We start from the raw sequence: 20,861 nt of genomic DNA on the forward strand, positions 1-20,861 counted from the left end.
AAAATCCTGTTCATCCTTTTTTATCCTGAAAATCCTGATCTAGAAATCCACTTTATATAGGTCCTCCATCTGCCGCTGTGTAATAAACTTGGGCATAGCCCGGAACAGCGTATTTCGGAGACGGCCCAGCAGCGGGTGGCGCCAATGGGCTACCTCTCCCAACCTTCTAGATAACTCAATTACTTTGGCAGTTCTGGATACTCTGCGCCTTTCATACTTTCTAAGGGCTTTGGTCAGATCAGGCTCCTGCTGCAGGCACTGCGCCAGTACTACGGCATCTTCTATGGCCTGGCAGGCGCCTTGTCCCATATTGGGCGTGGTAGCATGAGCAGCATCACCTAGCAATACAGTGCGGCCATACACAAAGTGCTTCAGAGGTTTGAGGTCTGCAATATCGTTCCAGATAATTTGCTCCGGTGCCGTAGAAGCCAGCACCATTTCTACAGGCGAGTGCACGTTCTCGAAGTGGCAGGCAAGCTTCTCAGGAGTCATGCGGCGCATTTTCTCGTCGCGTTGAGGAGCGTTGATGCAGGCATACCAGTAGATCTTATCACCTTGCAGCGGCGCTATGCCTACCCGTCCTTCCGGAGCCCAGGTCTCTGCCGAAATCATCTTGTTTATTTCTATCCCAGGATTATCGATAACGGCACGCCAGCAAGTATAGCCGGCATACCGTGGTATACTTTGCGGCACCAGCTGCTGGCGCACCACCGAGCTAATGCCATCTGCGGCCACAAGTAAATCGGCTGTAACGGTGCTACCGTCGGTAAAAAGTACCTTTACCTGCTCCCCCTCCTGCGTTACTTCTTCGCAGCGCTTGCCTAATACCACTGAATCTGGCTTTAGATGCCCAAGCAATACCTCGTGCAGGTCGGCGCGGTGTATCACAAAGTTGTTAATGCCATACTTGCTGCTAAGGGGGCGGGTATCCATGTTGCTGATCACTCTCCCATGCTCATCGAAGATAACAAGTGCCTCCAGCTGCTTTCCGCGGGCCACCACATCGTCGGCTACTCCGAGGCGGGCCAGCCCCTGCATGGCATTGGCGGCCAAACCTACGCCTGCACCCAAACCACGAAACTTCGGAGCCGCCTCGTATACAGTGGTCTCTATACCTGCTTTCTGAAGGGCGATGGCGGCGCAAAGCCCTCCTATTCCGCCTCCAACTACAATGGCTTTCATGACTATACTTTTTAGTTTTATAGCAGCCTCAGAAACAGGCGCTATATGTTTTCAGTTACTCTAATTTACGAAAACTATACCTCCCTGTAAGCTATTACTGCAGGTTTCGTTGCTGGACAGTAACATAAAAAAAGCCGGCATAACCGGCTTACATTATTTACTCTGCTTTTTCAGGACACTTATATTTCATCAGCTCCTGGATATCATTCACACAGGGTACAGGCATAAAGGCGTAAGTCTCAGTTTCGTTGCTACAGTACTTAAAGGTAGCAAACTGGCTACGGTCTTTTGGATACACCCATTTATCGCCATGGCAACCGTAAACCATCAACGGAAACTCCTGATAATTGTAGTCGAAGTATGACACTACTTCCTCGCCTTTAACAAATAGTACGCGCCTATTGCCGGCTTTTACTTCATCGCCATCCCACCTGAAGCCGATTGCATCACTAATAGAGTTCTTGGTTTCTCCTGCGTTAAAGTAGTACATTATATCCCACTCAAAGTCTGTCAGTTCTGCCAGGTTAACTGTTTTATAGCCTTGTGGGCCAGCGTTGCCTTCGGTTACAGCTTCTATAAGGTCTTCTTTCAAGGATGTGTTGCTATCAGAACAGCCCGCAAGAAATAAAATTGCCAGTAATGGCAGTAGGAATCGTTTCATGGAAAGTATAAACACAAATTATAAACCAGAAGCAATACTTTATGTTGCATCGCCTCAAGTATAAATCATTTATTCTCAGGAACCTCGGGTAAGCACTTCCTCCTCTACTGGCTGTCGTCCGAAAACCTTGGCAATCCATTTAGGCAGGAAGATGGAGCCCAGAATCAAATAAGGATAATAAGTAATGAGGCGGTATAACACCACCACTATGTTGCTGAAGCTGCCCAAGAACAAGCCAAAGAAGCTAGGGAAGGCCATCTCTACAATACCTGCTCCGCCTGGTGTAATCGCAATCAACATCACGATCCAGAAGATCAGGTTGCGGGAGATGATCAGGGCATGCTCGCTTAGCGTTACATCCGTAAAGGCAGCAATTAAGCAGTTTAACAAGAAATAGCGTGCCGTCCAGACGAAAATGGTAGAGATAATTGCTCTGGCCCAATAGTTAACATCCTTGCCCTTTAGCTGCTCCGATGCCCACATAATCTCGTTGCCATGCTGGAATGCGTTTACACGCCATTTACGAAGAAAACGCACAGATGTAACCTTAAGCAATAGCCATTTAAAAGCTCTTGGTTTAATAAACAGCGCATAAATCATCAGGAAAGTATAGAAGGCAATCAGACCATAACTAATGTAGAAGGCCATTTTCAGTTTATCTACATCTTCCGGCGAAAGGTTAAAGGTCGGGAACACATCCCCCTGCGTTAGCAGCAGCGCAATAGGTGCGGCTACAATAAAGAACATGTTATCCAGCACCGCCGTCAGCATAACATAAGCCAGCGATTTACCCAGCGGAATTCCTTCTTTATTAAGTATGATGGTGGCCACGGTGGTGCCGCCTACTACAGAGGGTGTAACAGCAGAGGCAAACTCCCAGAGCATAATCACATCGAGGCTGTTGCGCCAGCTAAGAAACTTATCGGTAAGGCTGCGGATGCGGTACATGTAGCCTACATCGCGGATAACAAGCACGACGAGTGCAGCTACCAGCCACCATATATTAGCCTCCACGATGCCTTTCAGCTCTCCAACCTTATCATCTTTGATAAAGAGCCACGCCGTTGCCACTAAACCCAATAATACCGGGATCAGGATCTTTACAGGGCTAAAGCTTTTAAGTATCGTCTTCTTATTCTGGTCCATGTATGGCTGGTAGTGTTTGCCTGCATCTGCATTGGTAGCAGGCAACGCGCTTTTGTGGTTCAGCTAAACTTAAGGCAAGTTACTAATTTAACACTTTAACTAGGCTATTCTACCAGCAGTTGCGTAACCTGGTTTGCTTTTTCTGCGGTTTCGATGATGATAAAGTCGTTAAAGCCCTCTCCAACCTCAATATCAATCAGGTTTAGTTGCAGCATATCAAGTATCGCCAGAAAGTTAAAGATCATGCCAATCTTATCCGGAAACTCAGCGATAATTTGTGAGAAAGCCACGTTCTTACGCTGCATTACCATGTTCATAATCACCTCACGCTGCTCTTCTATAGTATAAGGATACTGAATTACCGTATGCTTTGGCCTGTTCTGCTCTTCCTCGAAGCGCACCATCACCTTCTCAAACACGCGCATCAGCTTGTACAGGCTAAGGTCCTGCAGCTCATACTCAAAGTGGTTGGATTTAGCAATCTGCTGCAGCTCTTCCTGTATGTTGCCACGGTTTTCCTGCGCCAGACGCAGGTCTTCCATCTCCGAAAGTATAGGCGTGGCTGTTTTATACTTTTTATACTCCAGCAGATGCTGCACCAGTTCCTGGCGTGGGTCAATCTCGTTGCCTTCTTCGTCCTTTTCGGTGCGGGGCAGCAGCATTTTAGCTTTGATACGCATTAGAGTGGCAGCCGTAAGTATAAAATCGCTGGCTATCTCCAGGTTTAGCTGCTCCAGCTGGCGTATGTAACCCACAAACTCGTTTGTGATCTGGAAGATCGGAATGTCGTGGATATCGAGTTCATCGCGCTCGATAAAGAAAAGCAATAGGTCAAAAGGACCTTCAAACAGGGGTAATCTGATTTCGAAACTCACGTATTCTGCCTTTTTAGTAAGCGCTTGTAGTTGCACCGGTTACAAAAATAAACATTTCCGGCGTATTACCGCCATCTTATCCCCTTCACAACCCTAACCTTTGTAAGCTGGTTCAGAACTAGTTGCAGCAGATAGAAGTATAACACCAAATGCTGTTGCTACTTTTTTGAGCTACAGCACGTTGGCAAGTGTAACCAAATGTATATAAACCGGGTTATATAGCATTTGCGCTATACTTAATAGCACAGATTTGCGTTAGCTAAATGCATTAAGTAGGTGCCCGTGTTTTTAATTTTATTAACTTTACGAGTTCGCTAAAGAGGTACAATTTGTGCATTGTAAACTTTAGCTGATATTTTTTGTTAGAAGTCTATAAAGACAATTCTATGATCATTAAACCCGGAGAGCTACTTGCTTCCATCAACACACCCGCCGACCTGCGCGCGCTCAAGCCAGAGCAGTTGCTACAGGTAACACAGGAGTTGAGGCAGTACATCATCGATGTTGTTTCGATACATGGCGGCCATTTCGGTGCCAGTCTTGGCGTGGTGGAGCTTACAACGGCGCTGCACTACGTTTTTAATACTCCGTACGACCAGCTGGTTTGGGACGTAGGCCACCAGGCTTATGGCCATAAGATTTTAACCGGCCGTCGGGATGTATTTCATACAAACCGCAAGTATGGCGGCATCTCCGGTTTTCCAAAAAGAAAAGAAAGCGAATACGATACGTTTGGCGTAGGCCATTCAAGCACGTCTATCTCGGCGGCTTTGGGTATGGCTGTGGCATCAAAGTATAAAGGCGAAGACAACCGCCAGCACATTGCCGTTATCGGCGACGGTGCCATGACAGGCGGTATGGCTTTTGAGGCGCTTAACCACGCCGGCGTAGCCAATGCCAACCTGCTGGTGGTGCTGAACGATAACTGCATGAGCATCGACCCGAACGTAGGCGCTTTAAAAGAATATTTAACTGACATCACTACATCCCGCACCTATAATAAAGTGCGCGATGAGATCTGGAATGTGCTGGGCAAGATCAGCAAGTTTGGCCCGAATGCACAGCAGATCGCCTCTAAAGTAGAGAGTGGTATTAAAGCTACGTTACTAAAGCAGAGCAACCTGTTCGAAGGGCTTAAGTTCCGTTACTTCGGACCTATTGACGGCCACGACGTGAACCACCTGGCATCTGTAATGGAAGACCTGAAGCATATACCAGGCCCGAAGATCCTGCATGTGCTTACTACCAAAGGCAAAGGCTATGCGCTGGCCGAAAAAGACCAGACTAAATGGCATGCACCAGGTTTGTTTGATAAGATTACAGGCGAGATCTATAAAACCCACCACGATAAACCACAGCCTCCAAAATACCAGGATGTGTTTGGGCATACAATGGTGGAACTGGCAGAGCAGAACCCTAAAGTTATGGGTGTAACCCCTGCTATGCCATCCGGCTGTTCGCTTAACATTATGATGAAGGCTATGCCAGACCGCGCTTTTGACGTAGGCATTGCTGAGCAACATGCGGTAACATTCTCTGCGGGTTTAGCTACACAGGGCTTAGTACCTTTCTGTAACATTTACAGTACCTTTATGCAGCGTGGTTACGACCAGGTGCTGCACGATGTGGCTCTCCAGAACCTGAACGTGGTTTTCTGCCTCGACAGAGCCGGTTTTGCCGGCGCTGATGGTCCTACGCACCATGGCGCATACGACATTGCGTACATGCGTTGCATCCCGAACATGGTGGTAGCAGCCCCCATGAACGAGCAGGAACTGCGAAATATGATGTATACAGCCTCGCAGGATGATATGGGCCCATTCACGATTCGTTACCCGCGTGGCGAGGGTGTTATGCCAAACTGGAAAACCCCGTTGGAGCTGCAGCAGGTAGGCAAAGGCCGTACTATACAGGAAGGCGAAGAAGTAGCTATACTTACCTTCGGCCACATTGGCAACTATGCTGTTGATGTTTGCAAGAAACTTGCTTACGACGGTATTACCCCAGGCCACTACGATATGCGCTACTGCAAGCCACTGGACGAAGAATTGCTGCACCACATCTTCTCAAAGTATGACAAAGTGATTACCGTGGAAGATGGCTGCTTACAGGGCGGTTTTGGTAGTGCTATACTTGAGTTTATGGTAGACAACGGCTATACTTCGCAAGTGAAGCGCCTGGGCATTCCGGATAAGATTTTCGAGCATGGCTCCCAGCTGGAACTGCACCGCGAAGCAGGTTTTGCCCCGGAAGATATTGAACGCACTGTGCGTGAGATGATCGGAGTGCCGGTGAAGGTATAGCTCTCTTGTCGAACTCCTGACAAAAGATTTTTTTGACAAAAGACCTTTTTTGATATAAAAGCCCTCATAGCTTTGACAAGCTGTGAGGGCTTTTTTTGTCAGAACAAGTATTTAGAAAGTTAAAAATAAATTCTGCGATACCGGGTCCAACCACCCCTGCCCCTCCTTATCCAAGGAGGGGAGTTTATACTTACTGCTTCAACTGTAATCATAATAGCGACTGTTTTTCATTTGTCATCCTGTAAGGATCATGATGGAAGGGAGGTTAAGTAGAAGCTACAGGGCTTATACCTTTACAGGAGTAACAGCAGAACTCCCCTCCTTGGTTAAGGAGGGGCAGGGGTGGTTGGACCAAGTATGCAGAAAAGCTTTATCGCCAACTTCGCAGATCATTCTTATATTTGAAAAGTAACTGCTAAGACTATGACAAAATCACTTACCTACCCCACCGACACACTTGTTTTCCTGCACGGCTTCTGCGAGAGCACCAAAGTATGGGAGGAGTTTACTAAACCGTTAGAGCAGAAATTCAGGATCATACTTTTAGACCTACCCGGCTTTGGTGAAAACACCCATAACGTACATGATTACAGCATGGAAAGTATGGCAGAGTATGTGAAGAACCAGCTGGATGAGCAGGGTCTGAAGAAATGTATATTGATAGGCCACTCTATGGGCGGATATGTAAGTATGGCCTTTGCCGAGAAATATGAAAAGATGCTTAATGGCCTATGCCTCTTCCACTCCTCTGCCCTACCCGACACCGACGAGAAAAAAGAGAGCCGGAACAAGACCATCGAGTTCGTGGAGAAGCACGGCGTTGATAAGTTTATGCAGTCGTTTGTAGAGCCCTTGTTTTTTGCTGATAACCGTAAAAAGCTGCGTAAAGAAATTGATTTGATGGTGGAGATAGGCAAAAACACACCCAAAGAAAGTATAACCAGCGGCTTAGCTGCCATGCGCAACAGGCCCGACAGAACTGATGTGCTAAAGAAAGTAAAATGCCCGGTACTATTTATTTTTGGTAAGGACGACGGAGCCGTGCCGCTTGATAAAGCCCTGGAGCAGTGCCACCTGCCAGCTAACAGTATGGTGAACTTTCTGGCAAAAACCGGGCATATGGGTATGTTTGAGCGTACTTACGAAACCCGCAAGGCTCTTGAAAAATTTGCAGAAACTATTTATGGGTAGCGGCTCATACTTTAGCTATAACGCCTTTTAACTTCCCTCCAAGCAAGAGAATCCACCTGCTATAATTAATGTAATGAACTCCGCAAGCCCAACCGTACCTGAGCGTATACTTCCAACTATTGTGTTTTCGCAATTTGCGGGTACTTCGCTCTGGTTTGCGGGCAATGCGGTGCTGCCAGAGCTACAGGCATCGCTGCAATTACAAGAAAATGCTCTTAGCTTTCTTACCTCTGCAGTTCAGTTAGGGTTTATACTCGGCACCCTCTGCTTTGCCATACTTTCTTTAGCCGACAGAATATCCCCAAGACTACTATTTTTGATTTGTGCTTTACTGGGTGCAACAGCCAATGCAATGGTTCTATTTACTGCCACAAGTATAACAGGCGTGCTTATACTTCGTGCGGCTACAGGCTTTTTGCTGGCAGGCATTTACCCAGTAGGCATGAAGATAGCAGCTAGCTGGTACAGCGGCAAACTGGGCAAAGCTATTGGTTACCTGGTAGGCGCACTTGTGTTAGGCACAGCTTTTCCGCACTTACTACGTGGAGTGAGCGCAACGCTTCCGTGGCAAAGCATGCTGCTGGCTGTAAGTATACTTTCTGCTGTTGGTGGTTTGCTAATGTACCTACTCGTACCGGATGGGCCATATTTAAGCAGAGGCGCTAAATTCGATGCCCGCAACATGTTACAAGTCTTTAAGGTAGCTGATTTCAGAGCTGCTGCCTTTGGCTACTTTGGTCATATGTGGGAGCTCTATACGTTGTGGGCCTTCACGCCTTTTATACTTACCTATACTTTGCCTGAGCTTTCGGCCAGCCAGGTATCGCTGTACAGTTTTGCTGTGATTGCCGCAGGAGCCTTAGGTTGTATTGGTGGCGGGTATCTCTCACAACGCTGGGGTAGTGCCAAAGTAGCTTTTGTACAACTGCTATTGTCGGGCCTGTGCTGTATACTATCACTGTTTATACTTTCAGGCTCATACTTTATCGTGCCATTTCTGATTTTCTGGGGAGTAGTAGTAGCCGGCGATTCGCCGCAGTTTTCGGCTTTATCTGCCCGAACGGCACCACCGCATTTAGTAGGCACAGCGCTAACCATAGTTACAAGTATAGGTTTTGCCATTACTATTGTAAGTATACAAGTTACTGGCTGGCTACTGCATGCACTACCTCTGCAACAGGTACTCATATGGCTTGGAATTGGTCCGTTGTTGGGTTTGCTGGCGTTGCGCAGGCTGGTTTAGGCATAAAAAAACGGCAGCCTACGTAAAGCAGGCTGCCGCAAAAAATCGAAACTTATTTTGCTATACTTCTTTTCGCAAAAATAGTTGCTACTCGGCCTCTAGCTCCATGGTAGAGCCATCACCTTGCAGCACCATCTTATCCTCCGTAAGCTTTGTAACTTCAAAATTCTCTGTCATGTCCTGTCCTTCAAACTGCAGGCTCAGGCGCTTAGCTGTCTGGTCATAAGTCCAGGTGCCGGTTTGCAGTGATCCTCCGCCGCCTAAAGCAAAACGCCCATCGGCGTAAAACTGCATCGTTTCCTGCTTTTCATCGCTTGATAGCTTTTCTTTATCGCCGGCAGCATTTAGCTCTTTATTTGCTTTCCAGGTTTTGCTACTGCTGCCAGATATCATGCTTTCATTCCCAACTTCTTCTTTGCCTCCGCAGCTCCATAATATAATAACTAACATCATCGTGATCAGCTTTGTTAAAGCTGATGGCACTTTTACGTTCTTCGTATTCATAGTTTTACAATTTTAGTTCAGTATATATGCCACCTTATTTGTTTAGCTGGTGGTGCATTAACTTACGGCCTTATCTACTTTGCCGTTGCAGCTGCCACAACACAACTAAGTGGTTAAGCAGGCGTATTTAGTTAAGTGGCTCTGTACTAATCTTAGCCATACTGATTTAAACGAACTTAACCTTTAAAGATATGGGACTAAGAGATTTTTTTAAGAAGGGCAAAGAAGAGCCGGCAAAACAACCTACCCAAATGCCCGGAACTTCAAACACTCCTGGTCAGCAGGGCCAGCCCCACGACTTTTTCAATAAAAGTGATATGAACAAAGTAACAGATCCGGGCCCGAACCAGGATGTGTATACAGTACAATCAGGCGACTCGCTTTCCAAAATTGCTAAGAAGCATTACGGAAATGCCAACGCCTGGACTAAAATCTACAACGCTAACAAAGAAAAGATAGGCGATAATCCAGATTTGATCCGTCCGGGACAGCGCTTTGTGATACCACGCGATTAGAGACTGTTTAAGTAAAAGCAAAACAGCCGGCATCTGAACAAGAGTCGGCTGTTTTGCTTTTATACTTTGTGGTATATTATAGTGTGTAATTAACCCCTACCATCAAGCCTATGTTCTTCTCTTTCTGCTTTGTTTCCGAAGCAGCCTGTAAATTACTCAGTTGCGCTTGCACCTGACCTGCCAAGGTTATACGCTCAGTCAGCTGACGCTGCAACTCCAACGGCAAATAGAACCTTAAGTCACGACGGTAGTGGTTTTCAAAGCTCTCTTTATACTTCTGTGCTATATTAGGTTGCCCCCACATTATATCGCCGCTAACTTTCGCATTAGACAGGTATTCATATACTCCTCCAGCTCCGGCTCCTATACTCCAGGCATCGTTTAATTTGTACAAGTACAGAAGAGTAGTATTAACAGCCAGATTTCGATCTACTACATCTAAGTCAGAAATGGAATTTCGGTTCTCGCTGATGAACATAATAGTGCCCGCTGCCTGTCTTTCTGCTGACTGAAGCACGGAAACCTGCAGCCTTCCCCTCTCTGAAACAGGCTGTTGCAGCCATGCTCCAAGCTCCACTCTGCCGCCAATGCCCCTGTCATAAGATTCTACGCCGTTACCAGAGGTTTTTACAGTAGTAAATCCACCAGCCCTTGTCGTCAGGCCCCAAGTGGTGGTCTGAGCATGAGCCGCCCAAGAGATAAGTACGCACATCAAGAGTAAAATCTGTTTCATACTTATCTCGCTTTAATTAACCTGTAAGTGCTTATTTTATCCTGCGTTACTATTTCGCAAGTATAAATGCCTTCGGGCATGCCGCTAAAGTTTACTACGGCACGGTTGGCTGTTCCCTCTGGCAGCTCTATTTTGCGGCTATACTTTCCTTTCTCATCCGAAAAGTATACTGCTACTACCTCACCAGCTACTGCCGGCACCTCTACATTTACATGATCAAAGAAAGGGTTCGGATATACGGCCACCTGCGTTTCCGTTGCCGACATTGATTGTACTGAGTACGGCACTTGCGATAGATCAGAAAAATCAGGTTCAGCCTCATTTGCCTTACAGCCGGTTAAGAGTAGACCTGCCACTAGTAAAGACAAGTATAAGTTCTTTTGCATAGTATAGTAAATTCTATAAAGTATAAATACAGGCATTATACGATGAGGCAAAAAAAAGGCCTGCCAAACACGAAGCTTGGCAGGCCTTTAAAATCAATAAGTATACTTCTAAAAACTAGAAGCGTTCGTCAGCAGAAAAGAAGAAATCACCTTCAATCTGCGCGTTCTCGTCAGAGTCAGAACCGTGTACAGCGTTAGACTCGATAGACTTTGCGTACTTTTTACGGATAGTGCCTTCTGCAGCCTGCTCAGGGTTAGTAGCACCGATCAGCGTACGGAAATCTTCCACAGCGTTGTCCTTCTCCAGGATCATCGCCACGATAGGGCCTTTAGACATATACTTTACAAGATCGTTGTAGAAAGGGCGCTCCTTGTGCACTTCGTAGAATTTACCGGCACGCTCCTCAGACAATCTTGTTTTTTTCATTGCCACAATACGGAAGCCGCCTTCCTCGATCATTTTAGTAATACCGCCAATGTGGTTGTCAGCCACCGCATCAGGCTTAATCATAGTGAATGTGATGTTTCCGGCCATGTCTATTAAATGGTTTGGTTTATGTTTTTCGATTTTAGTTTGCAAAAGTAGAGTATTTCGGTCAATATTTGGCACACTTTTCAGATATACTTTGGTTAACTCTTTTATGCCCGCCACAGTTTTAAAACCTCATAAAGTATAGCTTCACAGGCCAATTTATTGCTTTAGAACTATTTTATTCAGAAATTCGCGCCTTATATCCTTATTAATCAGAGGATTTAAATCTATAGTATGCACAATATCAACGCTCTGAAAGAGCTTCTGAAGGAGCCTAAAGAGGTGATGATCACCACACATCACAAACCCGACGCTGATGCACTGGGCTCTTCGCTGGGACTTGCTGGCTACCTGAAGAAAAAAGGACACCGCGTTACCGTTATCACACCTTCTGATTACCCCTCGTTCCTGAACTGGATGCAGGGCAACAACGATGTGATCGTGTACTCTGAGAAAAACGATGCGCTGGTACAACGGATCATATCTGAGTCTCAGGTTATTTTCTGCCTTGATTTCAACAACCTGTCACGCATAAACGAGATGGGTGAGTACATCCGGAACGCCAAAGGCACCAAAGTACTGGTAGACCACCACCTGCAGCCCGAAGATTTTGCCGACCTTGACTTTGCCAATACTTCTGCAGCAGCCACTGCCGAAATTGTGTATGAGCTGATAAAGGCCATGGGTGATGCAGACATGATAGACACAGGTATTGGTGAGGCGCTTTATGCCGGCATTATGACCGATACAGGTTCTTTCAGGCACCCGAGCACCTCTAAAAACGTGCACCTGATCATAGCCGATTTGCTGCACATTGGTGTACGCACTTCTGATGTGCACCGCCTTATTTACGATAGCTCTTCGGAATTGCGACTGCGCTTTTTAGGTTATGTGCTTAAAGACAAGTTGGTGGTGCTGCAAGAGTATAAAACAGCCTATATCTCTATCACCGCTGAAGAACTGAAAGCATATGACTCAAAAACCGGCGACACGGAAGGTCTGGTAAACTACGCCCTTTCTATAGAAGGCATCGTCTTTGCAGCTCTGATCATCGACAGATCGCAGGCAGTTAAAATGTCTTTCAGGTCGGTTGGCAACTTCTCGGCAAACGATTTTGCCCGTGCGCACTTTAACGGTGGAGGCCACAAAAACGCAGCAGGCGGTATTTCAATGGATACGCTGGAGGCTACTGTTGCTAAATTTGAAAGCCTGCTGCCGCAGTACAAGGAGCAACTGCTGCGTGCTACAGAAATCAATAACTAGAAATTTACCTCAACTTATAAACAATGCTATTTAAAACTAAATTCTTGCTGCCTGTATTAGCTGGCGCACTTATGTTGCAGTCTTGCAGCAAAAAAGATGAGTTTTATACTACGGCTGATGGCCTGACCTATAAAATCTACGAACAAAACAGTAAAGGCGAGTACGAAAATAAAGGCGAAGTTTCTGCCAACGATACTACCGGCGCCAAAATTGGTGAGGTGGTAACGATGCATATGTCGTACAGAAATGCAGAAGACTCTGTGTTGTTCAACTCACGTGAGCAGAACCAGCCGATCATGATTCCGGTAATGGAGCCTACTTTTAAAGGCAGCCTGGAGCATGCCCTGATGATGATGTCTGCCGGCGACAGCGGTGTGTTTAAAGTAAACGCAGACTCACTTTTCGCTAAGACATTTGGCCAGCCGCTTCCTCCGTTCATTAAGCCTGGTTCTCAGTTAACGTTCTTCATCAAAGCTGAGAAAGTACAGTCTAAAGATGCTGCTATTGCAGACCAGCAGAAGATGTTTGAGGAGCAGATGAAAGAAGCTGCTGTTCGTGCTGAGAAGCAGATAAAAGTAGACGACCAGAAAATTCAGGAATACATCAAGGCTCAGAACTTGGGCAACATGCAAAAAACTGAATCTGGCGTATATTATAATGTAACATCTCCGGGTAAAGGCCCACAGGCTGCAGCCGGCGACCAAGTGTCTGTACACTACAAGCTGTCTTTCCTGGATGGTAAAGAAGTGGAGTCGTCTTACGACAACCCGATGACAGGCGGTGAGCCATTTACATTCACGCTTGGCCAGGGCCAAGTTATCCGTGGTTGGGACGAGGCATTCCAGAAATTAAAAGAAGGCAGCAAAGCTACCCTGCTTGTACCTTCTCCGCTGGCATACGGCGAGCAGGACCGCGGCCCGGACATGCCGGCAAACTCTATACTTCGCTTTGATGTGGAGCTGGTAAAGGTTAACAAACAGTAATTTTTATACTTATGAAAATGCAAACCCTTATCCAATGGGCAACCAAAGGCAAGAACTTGCTTCAGGTTTTCCTTTTTGTAGCAGTGGCTGCATCTTTCTCAGCTTGCGGCGGCGACGATGTTAACCCTTACGAATTTGACGTAGAGGGCCAGAAGAAAATTGACGAAGAAGTTATCCGCAGATATTTTAGAGCTAATAATGTAGACACAACGCAGGTTGTTAGAACTGCTTCCGGCCTATATTACCTACAGCTGAAGCCAGGCACTGGCGCAGAAATCAAAACAGGTAATTTGGTAGAAGCGAACTATATTGGCAAATTAACAAACGGAGCTACTTTCGATTCGTCGTACGACAGAGGTAAACCTCATACCTTTCAGGTTGATGCCAAGAATAGTCCTTTAAGTGTAATTGAAGGATGGAATGAAGGTGTTAAGTTGATGACAGTAGGCGAGGAAGCACGTTTGTTCATACCATCACATTTGGGCTATGGCCCTTACATGCAGGGAAATATACCTCCTAGTTCCGTACTTATCTTTGATATCGCGGTTCTAAGAACGAAGTAGAAGTATAAACAACTACAAACAGAAAAGGCGCTAAGTATAGCGCCTTTTCTGTTTGTATAAAGTATAGCATCACTACGAAAGCACTTCCGAAAGTATAGCCAGCGACTTAATTTCGCCCAGTTTATCAACGTGCAGTTGGTAGTAGCGGATAAGGACAGAAAGCAATTCGCGCCTCACTCTTCCGTTTGGTACATGTGCCTGTGCGGGGTGGTGCAGCAGCTGGTTAAACAACTCTTCGTGGGCTTGTATGGCCAGTACGGTAGGTGCTGATGTAGCGCTTTGCGCGTTGCTCGAGAAAGCCACCTGCTCCACAATCTCGGCTCCGGAGCTTGGGCCGAAACCCAGGTGATGGCTCAGATGAAGCAAAAAGATCAGGTGGAAGTTCTCAAAATGCTCCGGCTGCTCATCAAACTCTATAATAGCATTGTACAGGAAGTTAAAGAGTTGCGTGTTCTCCTCCTCTTCCTTCACTGTTCTGGACACAACTTCTGATAAAAACAATAAAATGCTGCTCTTCCGGATATCAAAAGGAATACTGTTGAACGGGTAAGCACTTTTAAACTCTGAGATGCGTGTAAGGCCGCCTTTTTGCGAAGTATAAACCACCATCTCGAGCAGCGTAAACGGCTGAAACAAAGCTATACGGGAGCCACTGCCTTTTTTGCGCACCCCATTTATGATATAGGACTGCACCCCCAGCTGCTCGGTGTATACTTTGGCAATGATGGATGATTCGCGGTACTTGATGTGGTTAAGTACAATGCCCCTTGTTTTTACTAGCATTTAATCCAGTACGGCTATTTTACTGATACAGGTTTGTGTTCCATCGTCGCTGGAGCTCATGACCAGGTACACCCCTGCTCTAACACGTTTTCCGTTATAATCGCGGGCATCCCAGGCAAGGGTGCCCCCGGTGGCTTTGGTTTTATATACTAGTGTACCCGCCACATCTGTAATACGTACATTGGCATTATTTGGTAAGCCAGATACTCCTACTAAGCCAGTGTAATTTTTGCGTACAGGATTCGGGGAAACAGTAGCGCACTCAGGAGTTCCCTCTGTTATAGTAGCCTCTGCTTTAAAAGAAGCCACGCCGGCATCTGTTGCCACAAATACCTCTCCTGAACTATGCTCAATTGCAATTGATAGAATTCTGTTGGAAGGCAACGGGCTGTTAGAAGCATTAAAGTGGCGGATCAGCTTATCTCCGTCAGGGTTAAAAAGCCAAAGGCCGTTGTCAGTACCTATCCATTTTCGGTTTGCACCGTCTACGGCTATGGTGCGCACTAACTGGCCATCGAGCAATGGTCTGCGTTCTACTATAGGTATACGGGCATCATAATTCTGCTCCGAAAATACAAAGCCAGGGTTATAGAACACTCCTACGCCATTGGCAGTACCCACCCAGATATCTCCGTTTAGGTCTTTAGCTAACGTATATACATCACCGTTAGGCAAGCCTCCGGCTCCATTACCAATGCTAAGCTGCCGAACCCTGTTTTTTTCATCATCGAACACTACCAGACCACTGCGTTGGTTGCCCCTGCGCGCTATAGATAGCCATTTCTGCCCGTCATCATCAATTAGGATTTGGTCTAGGTTGCTGCCATCAGGTATACCCGGCAAGGTAAAAGAGGTCCAGGTACCGTCGGGTGAAAGCCTGTGCAGACCAGGAGAACCTGCAAGATTATTTCTGTTAACAGCCCATACATTGCCTTCACTATCTACTGCTACACTGGTAACCCTCACATATTCTGTTTTATCTACCCAAGCAGTTTGGGCACTTAGCAAAGGGCTGTTAAGGCCGTTAAAAAGTTTTGCCTCTGTAACTCCCTGCCACTCGATAAGCCCCTTTCCGTAGCTCGCTAAGTATAGTTTATCTGTTACGGGGTTGAAAACGGCGTCAACCAAATCATTTCCTTGTACTGAGCCAGGGTACACATACCCATTATAGCTTTTCCACTCTCCCTGGGTATATTCGTAAAACCCATTCCAGGCATCATTTTGCAGATAAGCTGCACTATAACCGCCGCTTAATACATATACATTGCCACCATAAGTATAAACCTTAAAGCTATTTTTACTGAAAGGCCCATTGGGTGTATATGCTGTGGCATCGGTGTCGTTGGTGCTCAGTTTAACCAATCCTGCCTGCATATCAGCCACCCAGATTATACCGTTTGTGCTCACTTCCGCATCTTTGGGGGCTTTTAAAAGCTGGTGTGAAACATTGGTAACATTGCCATCTTTAGCCATTACCGATACACCAGCAGGTGTAGTTATAGCAAGATGCGAAGCTGTTGCACTTAAAGCAGATACCACTCCAGTAGCAGAAACAGCAGCAGGCTGCCAGTTGCCCTGCTGCAACGTATAAACTCCCCCGGCGGCAAGGCTAACATATACTTTATCATTAAACACAGCCAGCTTATTTGCTCCTGAAGCAGACGCTGGCAGCCCTGCGTTAAATCCAGACCAGTTATGATAGTCTTGCAGGTTTGTATTGCTATACTTTGAAGCCATTACTCCCAAATTGGTAGTCAGGTAAATGCTATCACGAAGTATGGCTGCTGCTCTTACATTAACGGTTTCGCCATTAGGGCCCAGGTTGCGGTAACTGTCGCGCACCTCGTGCTTCACCAGGTCTAGTACAATTACCCCAAACGTGCTGGAAATAAAAGCTTGTTTATTATGGACGATTACATCATTTATCGTTTTCTCTCCTGAGATGGCTTTGCGTAAAATATCGCTGATGTTAATTATTTTGCCATTCTGGATCAGGTCGATGTTTGTATTTTTATAGGCAATTAAAAGTGTTTGCGTAGCGTCATCAAAAACAATGGTGCTAATCTGCTGCTCGCTCAGCCCGTCTACTTTAGAGATTGTTTCGGTTGTATTAAATTCTTTGTCGAAGTAAAACAAGCCCTCCTCAGCGGCAACGTATACTTTGTTGCCGGCATCTGCTACGGCTTTGCTTTGCTGGTAAGGTATGTGCAAGCGCCAGTCGCCCAAGGCAAGGTTGCTCTGAGCATGAGCAGGAATCATCCTCAATAACAGACACAAGCTAAGCAACAGCTTCAGTACCCGAATGTATGGCTTGCTATATTTCATACTTTACGTTTTATGCTGCAGTGCCTGAATAGCTATTTTTTTGCTTTTATACCTTCTACAAAGCATTGGCGGCAACGAGCCTCATACGAGTCTGTTTCGCCAAGCAGTACCTGCTGCTCAGAGGCAGCATTCCGGAAAGAGTAATGTGCTATGTCGCCACATTGTACACACACAGCATGCACTTTGGTTACATATTCTGCTACAGCCATCAAAGCAGGCATGGGGCCGAATGGCTTACCTAAGTAATCCATATCCAGGCCGGCAGCTATTACGCGCACGCCACTATTTGCCAGCTTGGCGCATACTTCAGCAAGGCCTTCATCAAAAAACTGGGCCTCATCTATGCCTACTACATCACAGCTGCCACCCAGCAGCAGCATGTCTTGCGCAAAATCTATAGGTGTAGAACGTATAGAGTTCGCATTATGTGATACCACATCCTCGTCGTGGTAGCGTTTGTCTAGGGCAGGCTTAAATATCTCTACTTTCTGCTTTGCAATTTTAGCTCTGTTCAGCCTTCTGATCAGCTCTTCTGTCTTCCCCGAAAACATGGACCCGCAGATCACCTCTATCCATCCTCTTCTGGTGTGTTTTCCGTTGCCTACGCGTGGTTCAATAAACATTGGTTTGTAATGTGGTAATTATATATGGCTAAATGTTGAACTGCTGTATTATTAGTGATTAAATTGCTGATTATTAATTGTTAGTTGATTTCACTCTTAACTCTCAAACACTTTAACTCCTAAACTTTTTAACTCTCCTTAACTGCTATAGTTCATGTGCGGCAGCTTTGTCTGTTCGGGTACTTTTCCTGCTGCGTCGCCGTCTGTTAATGTACACTGGCAGGCCAATCGTTCGTTATCTTTCAGGCGGTGGTTGCTCCGGTAACGCTTTTCACTATCTGTTAGGGGGCCAAAGTGTTCTAAACCTTGTATTACGATAATGCGGCAGGTGGTACAGCGGCCTTTGCCGCCACAGGCGTGCATCCAATCTATACCCTCAGCCTGCAAAGCTTTGAGCAGGGTTTGCCCTGCCGCAACCGTTACTTTAAGATCGGCAAGGTTTTGCACCGTCAAGATTGGCATAATTTTATAACTTTACAGAAGAAAGAGATTCCTATGGAAGACAAATATAATCAATTACACCTAGAGCAGTACAGCAAACAGTTGGCAAATCTGCTTTGTGACAGACATTTTGCTACTCACGATACCCTTAATGGTCCTCAGCTTATTAGTTTTACAGCTATAAAGCAGGTAAATCTTTTTGTAATAAAAGAGCTTCTGCTTAAGTGGCATCAGGAAATGGCAAACCTGCGCAGCCCCTATTTCGACTATGAGAACGAGGAGGTAAAAGAGGCGCTGGTTAACTTTATGAATGTGCTTTCGCGCAAAATACTCATGAAGCGCGATGCATTTGAGCCCCTGCTTCAAAAAGCCATCTACGATACATTTAAGGTAGTGCTGGCACCTTCGGCAACATTCGAAGAGAAATTCTTGCGCATACAAGAAGAAATTACCTTGCCAAAGCTGCAAGAGAACCTAAGGTATATTGATATCGACAAACAGTTGTTTGCCGGGTTTATCGAAACCCTTTCGCCTACCAACCGTGACCGAGAGTACATCCTCAGCCGCTTTAAACTGTACCTGAATGCTAACCAGCACAGCCGTACGCCGCTCTCAGCCATAGTGGCGCAGTTTAACAGTTTACTTGGTATCAACGAAAACGAGGTGCTTGGTAACCCAACTATAGTTGCGGCCCCGGTTAGTGCGCCTGCGCCTGCGCCAGCTGCCCCACTAGAGGAGAAAGAAATAGTGGCTCCCATACACAATGCACAGCGCGAAGCATCTGCTCCTGCTACTAAGCCTATTTACAGCACAGATGATGACAGTGACGAAGAAAGTCCTTCTAACGTACGCCCTACCTTGAACGACAACTTCAGGAAAGCTGCTCCTGCCTCGCTGGCAGATGCACACAGTAACCGTAAAATAGACTCTCTGAAAAATTCTATCTCTATAAACCAACGCTTTAGCTTTATTAACGAGCTTTTTGATGGAGATAATATGACTTACTATAACACAGTTAAGCAACTGGACGAGTACAATGATGCTGATACTGCTAAAAATTATGTACTGCAGGAGGTCGCGCCAAAGTATGATTGGTCTAGAAAGCAAGAGCATGTTAACAAGCTTTTAAAGCTTATCGAAAGAAAGTTTAACTAAACTTTAAATAACCATTCTTTAAAGCCTTGGCTAAAGTATAGCCAGGGCTTTTTGTTTCATCCTCATTATCAATACAGATTAACTCGCATTAAGCAGTAACTGTATTATAAACATAAGAACAGTCCTTAAAGACTGTCCGTAACCTGTTGCAAATAATGGGGCGAAATACTAATTATGCATTTCGGATGTATAAAAGCACTTTGTAACTATACTTAAGTAGCTTGTATTTTCAGAGGAAATGACAAAAGCACCGACACAAACAGAAACTTAACCCGTACTACAGATAAATAAAAGAAACTAACAGCCATGAGAGACGATTTTGACTACGACGACGACTTTTCCCACAACTTCGACGACGACGAGGATGATGACGATTTCGGCATGACATTCGAAGAGGATGTGTACCTGATGATACGGGAAAAGCTTCGCGACACCATTCAAGAATTCAAAGGCAAATACCCTGATCTGAAGAAACTGGAGAGTGCTGTTAGCTCATTTAAAGTGAATGCCAAGAATACGGATGACTCTAAATTTTATCCACTTGCAGCAAAATTACTGAGCGAGCACATCAAACCTCTTACCGCAGACTCTGAGGAGATTCAGGAGATTTACGACAATATGCAGGCTGATATCGCACGCTTTAAAAACCAACGTGCCCACGGCCATGAAGGAGATTATTATTTAACAGATTAATTTGCTACCCACTTTTGCTATAAAAGCCTTTCCTGTGCATCAGGGAAGGCTTTTATAGTTTAACTTAATGCGTAACGATGCATTGTAATTAAGCAATTACTATATATGGGATTTTATATTTTTAATAAATTAAATACAAACAAAAGTAAGTTATAGCTAAAAAAAGTTTATCTTTGCAATACATTACATGCAACCTTTTTCTGGTTCTTGTACTCTACCTACTATACATCTATCGAAAACGCTGTGATACTTTCATTGTTACGTTATCCTAAGCTAAACAAACTTAACTCATCGTTCTCCGTTGCTCAGGCAAAGTTAGTAAACGATGAGAAGCATCTTATCCAGACGGTTGATAAGAAGTTAACTCTTACCTCACACCGCCTCATTATAAGGCCTTTATATTGGACAGACATAGGCCAGTCGTCTGTAATGCTCGAAGACATTGAGGGTTGGGAAGTAAAAGCAACAGGTAACAAGTTATACTTTGCCTTAAGCTTAGGAATGGCGTTTCTGGTATACTTTGATGACTCCTTTGCATTGCTTAGCGGCTTCTTCCTTATGCTTTACCTTATGACTCGGCACCAAAGAGTACATGTTAAGGCTAAAAGTAATGTGCTGGTTTTACCATTAGAAATAGAAGAAAAACGAATCCGCAACCTTGTGGAGATGGTAAAAAAAGCAAAGCACACAAGGCAATCTCAGATTTTAAGAAACACTGCTGCTTAAGGGCAGGAACTGCATATATTGTTTTATTGAGAAGC

At 45.5% G+C, this 20,861-nt stretch carries 22 protein-coding genes; 10 read left to right on the forward strand and 12 right to left on the reverse strand.

The genetic code is table 11. The features are described 5' to 3' along the window. Window positions 1-39: 39 nt before the first annotated feature. The 4 genes from WG943_RS03475 to WG943_RS03490 all read right to left on the reverse strand — a co-directional run bounded on the left by WG943_RS03475 (window position 40) and on the right by WG943_RS03490 (window position 3,864). Window positions 40-1,182 (reverse strand): FAD-dependent monooxygenase, encoded by a 1,143-nt coding sequence (locus WG943_RS03475; RefSeq protein ID WP_340406771.1) that lies wholly within the window; start codon window positions 1,180-1,182, stop codon window positions 40-42. Between the two features lie 157 nt (window positions 1,183-1,339). Beyond that, window positions 1,340-1,843, reverse strand: coding sequence for a lipoprotein (locus WG943_RS03480; protein WP_340406772.1), 504 nt, complete (start codon window positions 1,841-1,843; stop codon window positions 1,340-1,342). Between the two features lie 75 nt (window positions 1,844-1,918). Next, window positions 1,919-3,034, reverse strand: a complete 1,116-nt coding sequence (locus WG943_RS03485) for a lysylphosphatidylglycerol synthase transmembrane domain-containing protein (protein WP_340406773.1) — start codon at window positions 3,032-3,034, stop codon at window positions 1,919-1,921. Window positions 3,035-3,093: 59 nt separating this feature from the next. Continuing rightward, the gene (locus tag WG943_RS03490) at window positions 3,094-3,864 is read right to left on the reverse strand and encodes a segregation and condensation protein A (RefSeq protein WP_340406774.1); all 771 of its coding nucleotides are present in this window, start codon (window positions 3,862-3,864) and stop codon (window positions 3,094-3,096) included. A 386-nt stretch (window positions 3,865-4,250) separates the two neighbouring features. Here WG943_RS03490 and dxs point away from each other — a divergent pair, with 386 nt between their 5' ends. The 3 genes from dxs (at window position 4,251) to WG943_RS03505 (ending at window position 8,601) form a co-directional block, all read left to right on the forward strand. Beyond that, on the forward strand, window positions 4,251-6,167 hold the full coding sequence (dxs, locus tag WG943_RS03495) for a 1-deoxy-D-xylulose-5-phosphate synthase (RefSeq protein WP_340406775.1): 1,917 nt from the start codon (window positions 4,251-4,253) through the stop codon (window positions 6,165-6,167). A 423-nt stretch (window positions 6,168-6,590) separates the two neighbouring features. Further along, the gene (locus tag WG943_RS03500) at window positions 6,591-7,358 is read left to right on the forward strand and encodes an alpha/beta fold hydrolase (protein WP_340406776.1); all 768 of its coding nucleotides are present in this window, start codon (window positions 6,591-6,593) and stop codon (window positions 7,356-7,358) included. Between the two features lie 73 nt (window positions 7,359-7,431). Further along, window positions 7,432-8,601 (forward strand): MFS transporter, encoded by a 1,170-nt coding sequence (locus tag WG943_RS03505; RefSeq protein ID WP_340406777.1) that lies wholly within the window; start codon window positions 7,432-7,434, stop codon window positions 8,599-8,601. An 87-nt stretch (window positions 8,602-8,688) separates the two neighbouring features. On the opposite strand, the gene WG943_RS03510 is transcribed toward WG943_RS03505, so the two are convergent. Then, entirely contained in the window at window positions 8,689-9,105 is a 417-nt protein-coding gene (locus WG943_RS03510; RefSeq protein WP_340406778.1) for a lipocalin family protein, read from the reverse strand. 191 nt (window positions 9,106-9,296) lie between these two features. On the opposite strand from WG943_RS03510, the gene WG943_RS03515 reads away from it, so the two are divergent. Then, window positions 9,297-9,620 (forward strand): LysM peptidoglycan-binding domain-containing protein, encoded by a 324-nt coding sequence (locus WG943_RS03515; protein ID WP_340406779.1) that lies wholly within the window; start codon window positions 9,297-9,299, stop codon window positions 9,618-9,620. Window positions 9,621-9,696: 76 nt separating this feature from the next. On the opposite strand, the gene WG943_RS03520 is transcribed toward WG943_RS03515, so the two are convergent. The 3 genes from WG943_RS03520 to WG943_RS03530 form a co-directional block, all read right to left on the reverse strand. Further along, window positions 9,697-10,353: a hypothetical protein gene (locus WG943_RS03520; RefSeq protein ID WP_340406780.1), complete on the reverse strand. Its 657-nt coding sequence runs from the start codon at window positions 10,351-10,353 to the stop codon at window positions 9,697-9,699. A gap of 2 nt (window positions 10,354-10,355) precedes the next feature. Beyond that, window positions 10,356-10,739 (reverse strand): T9SS type A sorting domain-containing protein, encoded by a 384-nt coding sequence (locus WG943_RS03525; protein ID WP_340406781.1) that lies wholly within the window; start codon window positions 10,737-10,739, stop codon window positions 10,356-10,358. A 115-nt stretch (window positions 10,740-10,854) separates the two neighbouring features. After that, window positions 10,855-11,274 carry a nucleoside-diphosphate kinase gene (locus WG943_RS03530; protein ID WP_187066851.1) on the reverse strand — a complete coding sequence of 140 codons (420 nt, stop codon included), beginning with the start codon at window positions 11,272-11,274 and terminating at the stop codon, window positions 10,855-10,857. 231 nt (window positions 11,275-11,505) lie between these two features. Here WG943_RS03530 and WG943_RS03535 point away from each other — a divergent pair, with 231 nt between their 5' ends. From WG943_RS03535 to WG943_RS03545, 3 genes are read left to right on the forward strand one after another with little or no spacing between them, the layout of a single operon-like run. Beyond that, window positions 11,506-12,534: a DHH family phosphoesterase gene (locus tag WG943_RS03535; RefSeq protein WP_340406782.1), complete on the forward strand. Its 1,029-nt coding sequence runs from the start codon at window positions 11,506-11,508 to the stop codon at window positions 12,532-12,534. Window positions 12,535-12,557: 23 nt separating this feature from the next. Beyond that, window positions 12,558-13,517, forward strand: coding sequence for an FKBP-type peptidyl-prolyl cis-trans isomerase (locus tag WG943_RS03540; RefSeq protein WP_340406783.1), 960 nt, complete (start codon window positions 12,558-12,560; stop codon window positions 13,515-13,517). A gap of 11 nt (window positions 13,518-13,528) precedes the next feature. Next, complete coding sequence (locus tag WG943_RS03545) at window positions 13,529-14,080, forward strand: FKBP-type peptidyl-prolyl cis-trans isomerase (RefSeq protein WP_340406784.1); 552 nt, start codon at window positions 13,529-13,531, stop codon at window positions 14,078-14,080. Between the two features lie 72 nt (window positions 14,081-14,152). Here WG943_RS03545 and recO read toward each other — a convergent pair whose 3' ends face one another. The 4 genes from recO to WG943_RS03565 all read right to left on the reverse strand — a co-directional run bounded on the left by recO (window position 14,153) and on the right by WG943_RS03565 (window position 18,273). Then, on the reverse strand, window positions 14,153-14,863 hold the full coding sequence (gene recO, locus WG943_RS03550) for a DNA repair protein RecO (RefSeq protein WP_340406785.1): 711 nt from the start codon (window positions 14,861-14,863) through the stop codon (window positions 14,153-14,155). Next, entirely contained in the window at window positions 14,864-17,188 is a 2,325-nt protein-coding gene (gene porZ, locus WG943_RS03555) for a type IX secretion system anionic LPS delivery protein PorZ (protein WP_340406786.1), read from the reverse strand. A 32-nt stretch (window positions 17,189-17,220) separates the two neighbouring features. Then, complete coding sequence (locus WG943_RS03560) at window positions 17,221-17,811, reverse strand: thymidine kinase (protein ID WP_340406787.1); 591 nt, start codon at window positions 17,809-17,811, stop codon at window positions 17,221-17,223. A gap of 138 nt (window positions 17,812-17,949) precedes the next feature. Then, complete coding sequence (locus WG943_RS03565) at window positions 17,950-18,273, reverse strand: 2Fe-2S iron-sulfur cluster-binding protein (protein ID WP_340406788.1); 324 nt, start codon at window positions 18,271-18,273, stop codon at window positions 17,950-17,952. A 33-nt stretch (window positions 18,274-18,306) separates the two neighbouring features. Between WG943_RS03565 and WG943_RS03570 the strand changes: the two genes are divergently transcribed. From WG943_RS03570 to WG943_RS03580, 3 genes are all read left to right on the forward strand, one after another. Beyond that, window positions 18,307-19,407 (forward strand): hypothetical protein, encoded by a 1,101-nt coding sequence (locus tag WG943_RS03570; protein WP_340406789.1) that lies wholly within the window; start codon window positions 18,307-18,309, stop codon window positions 19,405-19,407. Between the two features lie 306 nt (window positions 19,408-19,713). Beyond that, window positions 19,714-20,100 (forward strand): hypothetical protein, encoded by a 387-nt coding sequence (locus WG943_RS03575; RefSeq protein WP_340406790.1) that lies wholly within the window; start codon window positions 19,714-19,716, stop codon window positions 20,098-20,100. Window positions 20,101-20,307: 207 nt separating this feature from the next. Then, entirely contained in the window at window positions 20,308-20,826 is a 519-nt protein-coding gene (locus tag WG943_RS03580; RefSeq protein WP_340406791.1) for a hypothetical protein, read from the forward strand. Window positions 20,827-20,861 lie beyond the last annotated feature (35 nt).

The organism is Pontibacter sp. H249 (genome assembly GCF_037892465.1).
Taxonomy (GTDB): Bacteria; Bacteroidota; Bacteroidia; order Cytophagales; family Hymenobacteraceae; genus Pontibacter.